General features: G+C 68.7%; 8 protein-coding genes. 1 reads left to right on the forward strand and 7 read right to left on the reverse strand.

Annotated elements, in window-relative coordinates; translation table 11 throughout:
* Window positions 1-250: 250 nt before the first annotated feature.
* A complete protein-coding gene (locus KZQ38_RS34370; protein ID WP_219448200.1) occupies window positions 251-1,312 on the forward strand; it encodes a DUF4192 domain-containing protein in 1,062 nt (353 codons plus the stop codon).
* A gap of 176 nt (window positions 1,313-1,488) precedes the next feature.
* Here KZQ38_RS34370 and KZQ38_RS34375 read toward each other — a convergent pair whose 3' ends face one another.
* The 7 genes from KZQ38_RS34375 to KZQ38_RS36765 all read right to left on the reverse strand — a co-directional run bounded on the left by KZQ38_RS34375 (window position 1,489) and on the right by KZQ38_RS36765 (window position 14,497).
* On the reverse strand, window positions 1,489-1,950 hold the full coding sequence (locus KZQ38_RS34375) for a helix-turn-helix domain-containing protein (RefSeq protein WP_219448201.1): 462 nt from the start codon (window positions 1,948-1,950) through the stop codon (window positions 1,489-1,491).
* Window positions 1,951-5,837: 3,887 nt separating this feature from the next.
* On the reverse strand, window positions 5,838-7,982 hold the full coding sequence (locus tag KZQ38_RS34380; protein ID WP_219448202.1) for a thiopeptide-type bacteriocin biosynthesis protein: 2,145 nt from the start codon (window positions 7,980-7,982) through the stop codon (window positions 5,838-5,840).
* Window positions 7,964-9,187 (reverse strand): lanthionine synthetase C family protein, encoded by a 1,224-nt coding sequence (locus tag KZQ38_RS34385; RefSeq protein ID WP_219448203.1) that lies wholly within the window; start codon window positions 9,185-9,187, stop codon window positions 7,964-7,966. The genes KZQ38_RS34380 and KZQ38_RS34385 overlap by 19 nt, the downstream gene beginning before the upstream one ends.
* On the reverse strand, window positions 9,184-12,240 hold the full coding sequence (locus KZQ38_RS34390; RefSeq protein WP_219448204.1) for a lantibiotic dehydratase: 3,057 nt from the start codon (window positions 12,238-12,240) through the stop codon (window positions 9,184-9,186). The genes KZQ38_RS34385 and KZQ38_RS34390 overlap by 4 nt, the downstream gene beginning before the upstream one ends.
* 76 nt (window positions 12,241-12,316) lie before the next feature.
* Entirely contained in the window at window positions 12,317-12,523 is a 207-nt protein-coding gene (locus KZQ38_RS37380) for an FxLD family lanthipeptide (protein WP_219448205.1), read from the reverse strand.
* A gap of 9 nt (window positions 12,524-12,532) precedes the next feature.
* Window positions 12,533-13,795 carry a methyltransferase, FxLD system gene (gene fxlM, locus KZQ38_RS34400; RefSeq protein WP_219448206.1) on the reverse strand — a complete coding sequence of 421 codons (1,263 nt, stop codon included), beginning with the start codon at window positions 13,793-13,795 and terminating at the stop codon, window positions 12,533-12,535.
* Between the two features lie 351 nt (window positions 13,796-14,146).
* On the reverse strand, window positions 14,147-14,497 hold the full coding sequence (locus KZQ38_RS36765; protein WP_257902920.1) for a hypothetical protein: 351 nt from the start codon (window positions 14,495-14,497) through the stop codon (window positions 14,147-14,149).
* Between the last annotated feature and the right edge of the window lie 20 nt (window positions 14,498-14,517).

Below are 14,517 nucleotides of genomic sequence, written 5' to 3' on the forward strand. Positions count from 1 at the left end.
GGGGGGGGGGGGGCCCCCCCCCCCCGGGGGCCCAAGGGGGTGGGGTGGGTGGGGGCGAACCAACAGCGTTCGCCCCCACCCACCCCACCCTGTGATCCGACCCCGGCGGCGAACCACGCCGACCTTCCAGTCCGGCGAAGCCGGAACCACCGAGCGCGTCAACAGGTCCCGCGAGACGGAGTCCACTGCGGATAGAGCGGTGGGTTACGTGTGGCCGCGTGCCGGTGACCGACACGAGAGGTGAACGCTCATGAGCGACACAACCGGGTTCGACGACCACGCCGCGACGTGGCGGCCCGCATTGGACGTGGGGCACGTACTGGCCGCGATCCCGCACCTGATCGGCTTCTACCCCAAGGACTCCCTGGTGCTCGTTATCCTCGACGACCAGGACCTGATCCTGGCAACGTACCGGGTCGACCTCCCGGAAAGTGGGCACCATCGCCGTGTCGTGGGCGAGTTGTACGGGAGGCTGACGCGGGACCGGGCGGCGCGAAAGCTTTTCGTGGTGATCGTCGGAGACGACGAGACGTCCGTGCCGGGCGGGCTCCATGCGCCGCTCGTCCGGGAGATGACGGCCGGTGCCGCCCGTGTCGGGTTCGGTATCCGCGCTGTCGGTGTCCCGGGGATCGCCTCGCAGGCCCGATGGTTCGAGTACGGAGAACACCGAGCCACCGGGCGGGTGCCCGACCCCGACGCGTCTCCGCTGCACCTGGCGATGGTGCTCCAGGGCATGGTCACCCGCGCCGACCGTGAGGACCTGATCGACCTCGTGCGAGCCGACCCGCGGGAGGACCTCGACCGCCGTGCGCGCATGTACCACGACGCACTCGGGTCCGCGTTCGACGAAGACGCGGAGCCAGAGCGGCCGAAGGTGATGGAGCAGCGGTACCGGGCGATCCTCCATCAGGTGGAACGTGCCGCCACCAGGGTCGAGCCGTTGACCGATGCCGAGATCGTCGAGATGGGCGTCGCGCTGACCGACCACGAGGTACGGGACTGGTGCCTGGAACTCGCGCTTGGCGAACACGCCGTCACCGCGGAGCGACTGTGGCTGGAACTCACCCGACGACTGCCCGATGCGGCCTGCGCGGAGGCGGCCTCTCTGGCAGCCATCTCCGCCTACGTACGTGGCGACGGCACACTCGCGCGGATCGCGATCGACCGCGCGCAAAGCACCCAACCCGACGCGGACCATCGCCTCACGAACCTGGTGGACGCTGCCATCACGGTCGGAATGGAACCGGCCCGGATGCGGCTGTTGTGCGAGAAGGCCCAACATCACCGCAGGCACTTCTCCGAACGCTCGTAGTCAGGCTCGGTCAGCATAGGGAGGCGTCTCGTACGTGTGTGGTTCTGCCTGATGGAGTTGTGGAAGTCCACACAAGCGCCTCGCAGTCGACGGACGACACCGAGATCACGGAGCCTCCGCCGGTGCCGGCGACAGTGATCGTTCGAACAGAACCCAACACCTGCCCGGAACTCGGGTCACCCGGCGGGTTGCCCTCGGCCCTTGAGGTGGCACCGTGAGCAGGGGATGAGGGTGCCGGTTCCGTCGTCGACGTACCGCTCGTGCGGCGCTTCACCGTCGCAGCGTCCGCACCAGGCGGGCCAGTCCACACCGCCCCTTTCGATCCTGCGGGGCTTCCGCCGACCGTGGGGGTGAGGAGGTGATGTCGGCAGAGGCGGTGGTGCTGTCGGCGTGGTCGACATCGCGATGGCGTAGCGGTTGCGCCGCCGACCGCCGACCGGCTCGATCGTGATGTGGCCGTCGCGCGCGAGCCGTTTCAGCAGGCGTTGCACCGTGCGCTCGTTCAACCTCGTCTTCTGGGCCAAGTCGGCGATCGACGGCCACGCGTTGCGGCCGTCATCGTCGGCTGAATCAGCGATGGCCAACACGAGAAGCAGTTCCGTACCGGCCACCGGCGCCTTCTCCCACGCCCACGTCATGACACGAATACTCATACGGACCAGTCCCGGGCGTTGACCGAATGGCGAGAGGGTGTGTCGCACGAAGAGAACGGGCACAGTCCTGGCGCGCCGATGAATTGGGTGGCGCACATGAAGTGGTGTTCCCAATGTCGGCTGGGTTCCGGTTTTCGTCGACGTCACTCGTTACACACCTCCGTTTCCCGTTGGGCATCCTCACATCGATCGGAGGGGAAGTCAAAATTTTCGGTTGATGGAACATCGACATCGACATCGACATCGAGCCGAGTGGGACGCAGGTGTTTTCGGTCGGTGGAATTCGCTCGTGCCGAACACCGGTGCGGGCTCATGCCGGCCGCCGCCCACACGGGTTGTCCACACCCCCGGCGGGTTGCCACCCCCGGCAGATCGCCACCGGTGACGCAACTACGCCGGGGCAGGGGTGGTGTAGCTGTGCCGGGGCTGCCCCGGCACAGCTACACCACCCGTTACGTCCTATTCCGTTCTATACCGTCCCCCTGCCGCGCCCGATTCCAGCCTGCTCACCCCGCACACCTGCGAAGTGATCGCGTCCCCAGCCCAGTTGTCCGTCAGCGCCGCTATGACTTGAAGCTGCTCGACCTGCCAGCAAGGGCGGGCCGTCCTTCCGAAGACCGGAGAGGGATCGGCGTGGCCCATTGAGCAGGCACCTTCAGCAGCGCGAACGCGCCTGTGCGAAGCCGGCGGATGCCGAAGACGGTGTCGCCCTTGGCGACTTCGGCCACCAAGGGCCGCTGGTGAGCTGGAGTCGTGGCCTCTGGATAGGAGGTGCGCAGCGTCGAGGACCCGCATTTCCCAGATAAGGCCGCTGAAGACGCTGCTGTCGTCCTGGGCGACAGCGGCCACCCAGGACCATGTTGAACGCTCGCTACCGGACCCGTTCCTCGGGCATCGCGCTCGGGGCGAGGTGAAGCCGTTCTAGCGCAGTTCCTTGCCGGGGTATTCCAGACCATTTGTGCGCGTGTGCCCGAATGCCGGACCATGCGCTCCGCGGTCGTAGGCCGCTGGGACTGCGTGTACGCTTTCCTCGCCAAAGCGCTCCTCAGCCAGCGCATTTGGGATCCGAAACGTCCCCGTGAAGCGTTGTGGCGACTAGATACTCCGCCGCCGGCCTTTCGCGGCAGTGGATCGGCGGAGAGCGCCCGGACTCGGTCCCGGGCATCGGCATGATCGCTGCTGCCATCCGGTCTCCCTCGGGCGGATGGGTCGGGATGCGGTGGGTTGCCACAGCCCCATAGATGCTCTTGTACCGCACATGATCGACGCTCCGTCCGGCTTTGACGGATGCCAGCTCGCACGGAACGTACTAGCCAGCGATTGATTCCATACTGTTCGGAATGGCGATAGATCGCAATCGGGCAATGCCGGATCCAACGATCGGACGGTCGTCGCATTCCACGCCTTCACGGCATTCCCCCAAGTCAGGCCGGTTTCGTAGGCGCGACGGCGATGTCGGCTGCCGCAAGGTGATACAGCGAGCAGTAAGCCCGGACGAGGGAACTTCCGTCGGAAGCGCCAACGGCCGAGAAGCTGGACCACAGGTCATGCCCCCGTGAGCCTCCCGGCCGCCGGCGTCGGATCGTCTACCGCTTGCGCAGTCGTTTGCCCGCTAAGTGGAGACCGAGACCGAGAAGCCCGGTGATCGCGTAAATCACCGGGCTTCCGTCGGTCAGAGCGGGACCCGTCAGGGTCACCACTTCCAGACCGACCGCCAGATGATCAATCGCCTGGACTGCTCGTGCCCGGGACCACCATCGCGGTAGCCGATCCTGGGCATCCTGTTCCTGGTTCAACGAGTGGTCGCCCTGCCCTCCTCGGCCGGAGTGGACCTTGAGGGGTCCTCCACCCCCGACCGGATCCGTGTCGGGGGTGACGCCGCGAGTAGCAGAAGACCAGCTCGAAACCTGGAGCCAGACACCGTGACCGGAGCCCTACCAACGAGCCACGCCGAAACTCGTTGACCCGCTGTCACCCGTCCAAGCCAATAATGGCCTCCCTTATCCATTCGTGAGCGATCAGGCACTACGGCGCCGCAGTTGTTGCCCGGTGCGGCGCGGTGAGGGGGTGACCGCGCCGCGATCGGCGGTGTCCATGGAATCGTTGTTCTTGTCGTCGCACCAGATGGCATCTGGTGACATATCAGCCGAACGAAGGACGCACGTAAGTGTGATCGTGACGATCACAGAGCCGCGTCTGGCACTGGATGCCCTGGTTACCGCAGTGAGACGACCACTCCCACGGCCGCCGCCGCAGCGGTGGCCCGCGCCACCAACGTCGCCGACGCTTCGGCGACCGCTCCGTCGCCACAGGACACCCTGCACCGCCGCTGCCAGTTCGGGTCCGAACGCCACCCCAACCGACACGTCGCCGCACCCCAGCAGCTCCACCGCCTCCGGCACACCGATTGCGGTCGCACCCCACCACCGCTCGCGCAGCGGCACACCCGGTCATGACTACCTGCCATGTCGCGAGGCTAGGACCAGCGGCGACGCCGCTTGTGCCAAAAATGGGTGCACGTGGAAGACCACCCGCCCGAGTGATCACCCTTGTCGCCCGGGAACCCCGACCAGCCCACCGAAGATCACCCACAGCAGACCTCGCCCGTCCACACCACTCCTCACAGCCGCCATGCGGGTGACGCAATCCCTTCCGTGCCTTCACCAGCCGCGACTACGTTGTGGCCGGGCCCGCACCGTGCGCCAGCGCTCACATGTCGCGCGCTCCGGCCAGCCGATCTCCAGGGCCGTCCGGGTGATCAGCGACCGACGACGCGGCGGAACCCGACGTGACGTCGGCACCCGAAGCGGTGGCAGTGCGTGACAGGCCGCGCGAGGCCTCGGCCGAGTCTGACGCTACGGCGACCCTCCCGGACCGCCAGCGATCCCTATGGCCGCGCCCCGGACCCACAGGAGGCCGACAGAAGCGACCCCTCGGCTCTGGTGCCCTGTCACCGGCCCTGTGGCCGGGCAGCCTTGGGAACCGCGCCCGTGGTGAACGATTCGCCCTGGACGGTCGGTGCGCCCGTCCAGTGGCATGGGTCACGGTCTGCCGGGCCACCAGCCTGGTTCTGCCGGGCGGCGGCGTCGAGCCGATCCCAGTTCGGGGGCGTACACGATCAGCGCGACGACCTCGCGAATACCGTTGGGTAGTCCCGCGGCGTCGGGCTCACCGTGGGGTGTCGGTCTCGCGCTCGTCGAGCCCGACCATGGGGTCCTTCGTATCCGGCGGGTTACCGCTCGCCCTCCGACGTCGCCGGACTCGCGTCGCCACCGGCGATCGTATGGCAGCTCAGCGGATGATCGCGGTCATCCACACGGCCCGTCGATCAGCGCCATCAGCTGTCGTGCCGCCACCTGCGAGACGTCGGTCCACCGGGCTGGGACCTGTCATCGGCGGCCGGTGAGTGGACGTCACCGATGGTCGGCACCGACGCGGCCGGTGCGGTCGAGGTCGTCGAGCCAGCCTGAGTCGTCCACCATGGTGCTCATGGGTCCACATCATCCCGGACCCACGCGGCCAGTCCGTCCGCTTTCGTTTACCCACAGAGGTGAAACCAGCGAACTATATCCAATGTGGACGATCTTCAGACCGCTCGCCGGCAGGGACGCCGGGCTTCGCGGTGCGCAGCGGTGATCAGGTCGAGTTGGCGGCACGGTGGCGCGGTGAGGCCGTCCTCGGTGCCGGTACCGGCAGTCGGCGGGCGCGCCCGACGAGGCCAGCTGTGCCCAGGAGACGGAGTCGGCGGATACAGGCCAGGCATGGTCACGATGCCGTCCGGGCCGAGGCCGCCCACGAAAGAGGAATCCCTGGCGCGGGGAACGGTACGCCGAGACCGTAGCCCATCGACCTTCGCGACCCTGGTCTTCGGTTCACGTAAGGGCATGTTCCAGGACGTCGGCAGCTTGGTGGGTAGCGGCATGCAGCCGCCTTCGAAGGTCTTCTGGGATCGTTCCTTGTCGTAGTCCGGCGGATGCAACGAGGTTCTTCAGCGTCGTCACATCGCGTGATGGCGGGGATTGCCTGCAGGCGTCGTCCTCGAGCACTTCGCGGGCCGCGTAGGCGTTGCCGGATCGGTGAGCGTCTTGTGCGGCTTCGGCGCGCAGGAGGTCGGCCTCGGGCCGATGGGTTGCCGCGGCGAGGTGTGCGGCTGCGAGGCTGATCCGGACGCGGAACATCGTCATGACCGGGTCGGCCGCTGCCGTGCGGGCGGTTTGGACGTTGGTGATCAGTGTGTTCGTCGTGGTCGGGTCGTGGTATCCGGCGGTGAGGTTCGTGTACGCGCGTAGGCAGGAGGCGATGGCGCGGTGCCACGGATGGGTGGTCGTGGCGGAGTCGATGAGGCGGAGCGCGTCATCGCGGTGTCCCGCGCGGGCGAGGGCGATGACGCGCGTCTGGCGTGCTTCATGCAGCAGCTCCGGCGTGTCGTCGTAGTGGGAGGCGTGGTCTGCTGCCTTCTTCCAGTCGCCCGCGGCGATGAGCGCGCGGGTTCCGTCTTCCCGCAGTGTTCGGCGTAGCCATGCCTTGACGGTGCCGTGGTCGCCGCCTGGGGCGATGAAGTCGGTGAACGGGATCTCCCGGCCCGCAATGCCAACGGCGGCGCCGGAGTCGACGGCGTGTTCGATCCGGACGAGAGCGTCGTAGGCGTGTTGGGGTTCGCCGGTGCGCTGGGCCAGTCGTGCGAGGTTCACCAGCGGTTGCAGGCCGGCGATGGCGGGGCGGCCGGACAGCGGCCACGACTGGTGGAAGATCTCGAACTGTGTGACACACAGTTCTTCGGCCAGGCTGGGGATGTCGCAGTCGGCGGCGATGAGGGCGGCGAGGTTCCAGGCGGCGGCTGCGGCGTTGATGCGCTTGTCGACGTCGTCGTAGCGGGCGCTGTTGGTCGCGTGTTCTTCGACGAGTCCGACGCGTGCGGGCAGGTCGCCGCAGAACTGGCGGCCTTGGTGGATCAGGGGAAAACGGATGATGGCCTGATCCAGGCTCGGCGTGGGTACCGGGGTTGCCGAGGCGGGGTGCGGGGTCGAGGACGATGGTGTGGTGGGGCCGAGGATCGCGTGGCGGGCGGAGTGGGCGAGGATCGCCTGGGTGCGGGCGGTGAGTCCGAGTCGGTTCCAGTGGAAGATCACGTGGTAGCTGAGGACGTCGCGAAGTCCGCGTGTGAGGCGTCCGGCACGGTTGGCGTCGGCCAGGTCGTGGCCGGTGTCGCGGAAAGCCGCTGCCCAGCCGGATTGCGGGGCCAGTGGTCCTCCTGCGGCGAACAGTGGTCCGTCGGGGGTGGTGTCGGCGAGGGCGAGGGTTCTCAGTGTCCTCGCCATGGCCGCGATTCTGTCGCTGTCGATGTCGGCGGGCAGGGGGCGTTCGGCGCTGACGCGGTCCCAGACGTCGCCGCGTTCGTACCATTCCAGTGCGGCGCCGTCGCGCATCAGCGTTCCGCACAGCAGGATGGACAGTTCCCTGCGTCCCAGCCCGGTTCCTCCTGCCGCCGCGAGTTCCAGAACGCCGCGGCTGTCCGCGGTGAACAGGTGGTGTCCGGCGTCGATGGCGTTCTGGCCGCCGAAGGCGGCGGTCTCGGCTTCGTACAGACCGGGCCACCAAGTGTCGATGTGGCCGGCTGCGGTGAGGTCGTCGAGCGTGGTCGCGAGTTCGCTGAGGGTGTCGTGCCCGTGGGCGGGAAGTATCCGGAGTCGCCAGCAGGGGTGTTTGCGCATGAACCACCACTGGGTGATCGCGCCGCTGTGTTCGGCGCGCGTCAGTGCTGGGAGCAGGTGGCTTGCCGCGGTGTGCTCGGCGCGGGTCCAGTCGTGGAAGCGGATGTAGACCTGGTGCCAGGAGTCGGCCCGGTGTGCGGAGAGGGTGTCGTGCCCGGCCTGCCGGTAGATGGTCGTCGCGGCCGTCAATTCCTCGGGGTCGAGGCCGGACATCTCTGCGGTGGTGTCGAGGTCGTCGCCGGCCAGGACGCGCCAGATGGCGGCTTCGACCGGGGAGGGTGTCCAGGTCAGTCGATGAGCAGGCATGCGTCCCATCCGGAGGTCGGAGCGGTGTCGGTGGCGGCGGTGTGCAGCGCCAGGGCGGTTCCGGCGGTCCCGTTGAGCAGGCCGGGACCGTGGGCATGGGGTCGGGCTGCGGCGGCGAGCAATGCGCCGGCCACGCACGGCACCTGTTCGCGCAGGGCGGGGGTGGCGGCGTCGGCGGCGGCGCGCCAGAGGGTTTGGAAGGTGCCCGCGAGGCCGTGGCAGAGCCCGGCGTCGGTGAGCCGCGCGAGCCGGGTGTCGTTGCTGAGGCACGCCAGCAACGCGCCCTCGTAGTGGTCTTGGAGTGCGTGGTCGCCGAGGGCGATGGCGGCCAGTTGTCCGGCGCGGGCAATACCGGGGGTGCCGTAGCACCAGCTGGGCCGGGTCGGCCCGGTCTGCTGGGTGCGCCCGGTTCGCAGTTCTGTGATGTCGACGTGTTCGGGCCACCATGGCTCGTCGCCATCAAGGCGCTGCCAGTGGTCCAGCCAGTGGCAGATGTCGGTGATCGCCTGGTGGTGGCCGTCGACGGTGATGCCACGGCGAGCCGCTTGGGCGAGCAGCGCCAGCGGTCCGGTGATGCCGTGTGCTGCGCCGAGGTTGGCGTGGCCGCGGTGTCCTGGCGGCGTTGTGCGGTGCGGGTCGTGGCCTACCCACCAGCCGGGCAGGGTTTCGTCGTCGACGGTCAGCGGCCGGGTGAGCGCGACCAGGTAGTTCAGGATCTGTTCCAGTGCGCTGCCGCCGGGATCGCGTCGCAGGAGCAGCGCGCCGAGTCCGGACAGGCCGGAGAAGATGTCGTATTCGGCGAACGTGGCCGGTCGCGCGGCGTCGATGCGGGCCAGGGCGGTGCGGACTCGGCGGTGGGCCAGTCGGGCGACCGGGGCGTCCAGGTCTGCCAGGCCGCTGCGGTAGCGGTCGCTGGTGCCGGCGGCGGCGTCCAGGACGAAGACCAGGGCCGGTGCGCCGAGGAACAGGGCGGCGGAGTCGTGGTCGCTGAGGGGTGTGGCGGCGGTGTGCAGGATGTGGGCGTGCGCGGTTCGCCAGTTGTCGAGTCCTGCCCTGGCTCGTTCGATGTGGGCCAGGGCGATTCCGGCGCTGCCGGTTGCGAGGTTCTGCGCGGCCCAGTCCTGTCCCGGTGTGCTCGGCGGCGGGGTGTGCAGGAGCCGCGCGTGGTGTTCGGCGGCGTGGGCGAGGCTGGCGGGGGTCGTCATCGCGAGGTCCTGCTGTGGGCTTGCTGGCGCAGGGCGAGGATTCGGGCCAGGCGGCCGATGACGGCTTCGGACTCGGGCTGGGTGCCGATGGCGCGCAGGTGGTGAAGGTGTAGCAGCGGCCTCAGCACGGTGATCGGGTCTCGTTGCTCCGACAGTGCTGCGGCATAGTCGGCGATCGCGTGCGTTCGCAGGCTCCAGGCGTGGATCACGGCCTGTCCTGCCTCTGTGCCGGCCAGTGGGTCGAGGCGGTCGGCCAGCGCGGTGGTGTGGTCGCGTAGTTCGGGGTCGAGGTGGCCGCTGGTCTGATCGATTTCGTGCAGTAGCCATGCCCGCCCGCTGATGGGGTCACCCGCCAGGGCGGTGGCGAGGTCGAGGAAGCTCGCCGCGGCGATGGCGTCTGGGGGAAGTCCGGTGACGCGGGCGGCCTTGATTTGGGTGAGGGCGGCGGCGGAGTCGGCGGCGAACGCGTGCAGCGCGGTGTTCAGGGCGGTGCCGTGGCCGTAGCGTCCGGTTGGCGGCTGCCAGTCGGCGAGGGTGAGGCCGGAGGCCAAGCGGACGCGGTGCAGTCGTCCTGCCCAGGTTGCGGCGTTCTCGGCGGCGTCGGCGAACCGCTGTGTGTCGGCAAGGTGCAGGAAGGTCGCGAGATGCTGGCTGGCGCGATGGTCGCTGAGGTCCCGGTGGCGGTGGAACCACCAGGCCGGCGGGTTCGGGCCGAAGGAGTCGAGAAGCGCTGGCAGGTGGTCGGTGATGATCTCGTCGAAGCGGTCGGGATGGGCGTGCAGGCGCAGCGCGAGGATGGACGATGCGGCCGGGAGATGGAGATCGGCGGTATCCACGACGGGCATCGGTGCCGTGACTCGCGGTGCTGTGGGCTTCGGTTGCCTGGTGCGGGACAGGATCAGCAGGATCTCGTGCGCGCGGCCGATCCAGGCCAGTTCGGCTGGGGCGGCGCACTCGCGCAACTCCAGGCGGCCTCCGCGGTTTAAGCGTGCGCGCAACAGCATCCGGTGCGCACGGTGCCGGAGATCGATCGGCTGCACGCGATCGTGGTCGACTACGGCGATGTGGTCGGGAACCCTCCAGCGCGTCAGCCATGTCGACAGCTCGGCGTCCCACAGTTCCCAGGCGGCACCGCGGGCGGGCAGTTGCTCTGCTGTGATCTGCCAGCGGGCCGGTGACAGGATGGTGCGGCGGTAGCGGACGCGCGGCAGGTAGGGCATCGCGCCGGCCGCGCCGAACGCGAAGGCACCATAGGTCGGGAAGCAGGCGGTGGCGACTTCGGACAGGAATCGGGCCAGCGGCGCGGTGTGGTTGGTGGCTTCCAGCGCGCTTGCGACGTGTGGGACGACCCGCTTGCCGGTGGAACTCTGGATCAGGTGGAGGTCCGGGCCGTCGGCGGTCACCGCGAGGTCGGCAAGGTCGATCACGCCTGGACCGGGTGTGCGGTGCTCGGCGATCGGGATCACGGCCGGGGCGAGCATGCTCGTGCGGGCGACGTTCTCGCTGCGGCGCCAGCGCGGGGCGAAGGACAGTTGCGCTGGGACGGTGTCCGGTCCGGTGTCCTCGAAGGTTCGGCGGATCTCGGCGAGGTCGGTCGCGGGAAGCAGATGAGCGGTCCTTGCGGCCATGCTGCTGGCCGGACGCGGGGTACCGGTCAGTTCCAGCACGAACCTCCCGGCTGCCATCTCCTCCGGACTGCCGGCGCGGATGCTGAAGGCCACCTCTGCGCGCCCCGGCAACCGCTGCGGATCGAGCGGTGCGCTAGCCAGGTGTTCGACGAGGTCGGCAGTGAGGACGATCTCGCCGCCGGTCATGCTCGCCTGCTGGACCAAGGTCAGCAGCTTGTCGTCGCGCTCGGACATCTGCCGGGGCCCGCGGTCGCGTCCGGAGCCGATGTAGCCGGCCGGGAGTCCCAGCCCGCTGTCTGCGACCAAGTCAAGGACCGGGACCAGCGCGCCGGTGCCATACCTGGCTCGGAACGCGGTCTGGTATTCCCGCCAAGCAGGGAAGCCGCCCAGGTGGGGCGAAAGTCGGTACAGCACGTCCACGGCGTCCCGGGCCTCGCGCGCCACAGCCTCGGGTAGCACTGCCTCGCAGTCGGCGATCGTGTCGACCAGCAGCGGCGTACGTCCTGTCGGGGCGATCGCCGTCATCCGGTTGGCGACCTCCGGGGGCACGGCAGCAACCGGACCGCCGGTCAGTGCGTCGCGGATCCCGTACAGCTCGGCGACCAGGCGCGCGATCTCGGGGATGTTCTCGGCGTCGGCGGCTTGCAGCACGTCGCATACCGCGTCGAGCGCATTGGGTTCTGTCATCGGGATGTGCAGCGCGGTGATCAGGAACTGCTGGTCGAGCAGGCCGTGCAGGACTGTGTCGACTTGAATGGAGGTGGCCGTCGGGAACCTGTCCGCCAACTGCCGGCGGAGGTCGCCGAAGATGACCGGTGTGGCTGCGGCCTTCAGCGCCACGATCGCGGGACGCGTGGCGCGTACCGAGACCTCGGTGAGCGCTTCGGCGCTCGGGGTGTCGTGGGGCACCATGCCGGGCACGACCAGCCGCCCGCCACGTACGGACGTCGCGTTGTTCGCAACCACTGGCAGCCGCTCCAGAAGCTCTCGGCAGCGGAACAGCCTCGCGCTCACCTCGGCGAGCCAGCCGCTGTCCGCGCGGACCGACAGGCGATGCGCGGCCCCGGTTCGGACCTTGGCCTGGTTGCCGATTCTCGCGGGCCCGATGCCGGCAAGCGGACCCAAAGGTGTCGAGCGCCGTTGCCAACGCAGCAAGTAGGCGGCCAGTGCGGTGGCAGCGCGGCGGACTCGGGAGGCGTCGGGGCCGGAGGCGGCGACGATGGCATCGATCTGGCGGCATAGCGCCGGGCTGACCGCGGTGAGCGCCATACGGATGTCGTCGCGGTCCCACACTCGCTTCATCCACGCCGAGGATGACGCAGCGTCGGAAAGGTCGAGGTCATCCGGCAGGTCCAGGTCGCCGGGGTCGGTGCTGACCCGCAGTAGCCCTACGCCATTCCACTGCCACCCTGCCGCCAACTCCACGATCGTCCCCTCGATCCGATGTCGACCGCACTGCCTCCCTGCCGCCGCGGGACGCCGCGACGGCAGGGAGTGCTGATCAGAACTGGTTGTTGTTCTGCGACGTGCACGCGCTCGCGCCGTTGGAGCAGGTGTTGCCGCACCCGTCGTCGGTGGGGCAGTCGTTGCTGTGCGGCGTCGCCTGGTGCGAGAGCACCGGGCGGATGTCCAGCTCGAACTCGTCCTCGACGGGCACTTCCAGGAGCGCTGTCGCACCGCCGGATGGCTCGATCGCTACTACGGTCACGGTTCTCCTCTACTGGTGATTGGGGTGTTGCAGGGTGTCTTGGCCGAGCGTGTTCGCGGGTCGCGGCCAAGAGATCAAGACCCGGCTGTGGCGCTTGCCGACGACGAAGTCCGCCTCAGGCAACTGCTCGTCGGGGGTCGACGCCGGGTAGACGAGGTACTGCGGCCCTGGGCCGCCGCGGTGGTCGCGGTCCCAGATGCGGAGCTGTTCGGCGACAACCTCGGCCAAGCCGGCGGGATTCGGGCCGTAGGCGTGGACCTCCAACGTGAGATCTTTCCCGCCGAGCCGGCGGGATGCCACGTACGCCAGGTTGGCGTCGTCGATGGCCGCCATGCCGGTGTAAATGCCGCCCAGCGGCCGGGGTGACGCCTCGTTCGCCTTGCTGTCGACCATGATGCGGCAGAATCCGGGAACGGTGGTGGCCAGCCACATCTGCATGGTCGCCCACGGCTCACCAAGGCGAAGCCCTGCCCCGCTGTCCACCACGATCGGGTCGTGGTTCAGCACGCCGTCCAGCCGCGACAGGTCGGTCGGGGACTGCTCGTCGAAGACCAGCCTGACACCCTCGCGCAGCACCAGCTCGGTGCTGTCGTGGGCACCGGCGCCCTGCATCGGCACAAACCCGAACAGCCGGGCCGACTCGCTGACCAGCCGATCACTCTCGCGTACCAGGGCCACGGTGCGCATCAGCCCCATGACCTTCAGCGGAACCACCAGCATGCCGCCGTCCACCAGTTGGTCAATCCAGGCCGGCGGTACGTCCCACGACCCGACAGTGACCAGGATGCGGTCGTAGGGCGCGTGTTCCGGCACTCCGTACTCGGCGTCCGCAAGCACCACGTTGACCCGCGAGTATCCGGCCTGCTCGAGGAACCGGGAGGTCCGGTCGGTGACGAACCGGTCGATGTCGACGGTCGTCACCCGGCCGGTCGGCCCGACCATCTCGGACAGGTAGGCGGCGTTCATCCCGCCGGAGCCGATCTCCAGCACGTTCATCCCGGGCTCGATCCGTGCCTGCTCCAGCATGTGCGCCTGCGCGTCCGGGGCGGACAGCGAACTCAACGCCCGCCCGCGATCGTCCTGCTTCGTCACAAGCCCGTTCCATGGCTCGTAGACCGCTTCGAGATCGGCCTCCGGAGCGAAGAACTCACGCGGAACCGCTCGCATCACGGCCTCGACGCGGGCGGAGACGATCGTTCCTGCCTCCTTGAGTGCATCGACGGTCTGGTTGCGCAGCTGGGTAGCTCGCTCACCGGGCGTCGTTCCAGTCACGAAATGTCCTTAGATGTCGTACTTCATGGTGGTTGCGGGCCGCGCTAAGCAGACGCGAGAGTACATACCGTAGTGGAATGACTACTCCACGCGACGTCCGGGAGTCTGCGGTTCCGATCGCTACGCGTGCGGTTGAGGTGTATGGCGCTTGGCTTGGAACGTGAAAAAAGCTCCTTGACGCTCCGGGCTGTCGGATTCCGTCGAACCGTATCGGCATAATCACGGGCCGCAATCTTGCGGTGGAGCTGCCTCTACCTGTCTTATCGCGGATTTGGCCGTCGAAACTTGCGTCTTTCGCAACCAGTGCTGTGGTCCGGGAGGTGGAGGAACGCCGCGGACGTTCCCCCACCTCTAGCAACCCGCCGACGGTGCGCCCGTTGTCTGGTCGGCGGGGGTGGCGTGTCGGGCCGCGCCGGTCGGGGGCACGGCGGGCTCGACGGCGATCAGGTGCCGGTGGGCGGTGGCCCAGATCCGGCAGCTCGAGGTGCGACCGCGTCGCCACCAGGGGCGGCAGGGGCAGCGGCCCTGGGAGTCGGGCCGGTGCTGCTCGATCAGGTCACGCACGGTGGCCGTCAGCTTCAGGAGTTCGCTGGCCAGGATCGACGCTCGGGTGTGGTCGTCGCCGAGGGCGAGCAGGCGTTCGAGGTAGTCCAGGCGGTCGGTGATGTCGCCGTGCAGGCTGGCGGTCAGGACTTCATCCATCTGCGGCTCCGGGCACGTCC

The organism is Saccharothrix obliqua, from assembly GCF_019375475.1.
Classification (GTDB): domain Bacteria; phylum Actinomycetota; class Actinomycetes; order Mycobacteriales; family Pseudonocardiaceae; genus Actinosynnema; species Actinosynnema obliqua.

Excerpts from the sequence above, each read along its gene's own strand:
- KZQ38_RS34370 (WP_219448200.1), top strand. The coding sequence starts at position 251 with ATGAGCGACACAACCGGGTTCGACGACCACGCCGCGACGTGGCGGCCC.
- KZQ38_RS34375 (WP_219448201.1), bottom strand. The coding sequence starts at position 1,950 with ATGACGTGGGCGTGGGAGAAGGCGCCGGTGGCCGGTACGGAACTGCTT.
- KZQ38_RS34380 (WP_219448202.1), bottom strand. The coding sequence starts at position 7,982 with ATGCCTGCTCATCGACTGACCTGGACACCCTCCCCGGTCGAAGCCGCC.
- KZQ38_RS34385 (WP_219448203.1), bottom strand. The coding sequence starts at position 9,187 with ATGACGACCCCCGCCAGCCTCGCCCACGCCGCCGAACACCACGCGCGG.
- KZQ38_RS36765 (WP_257902920.1), bottom strand. The coding sequence starts at position 14,497 with ATGGATGAAGTCCTGACCGCCAGCCTGCACGGCGACATCACCGACCGC.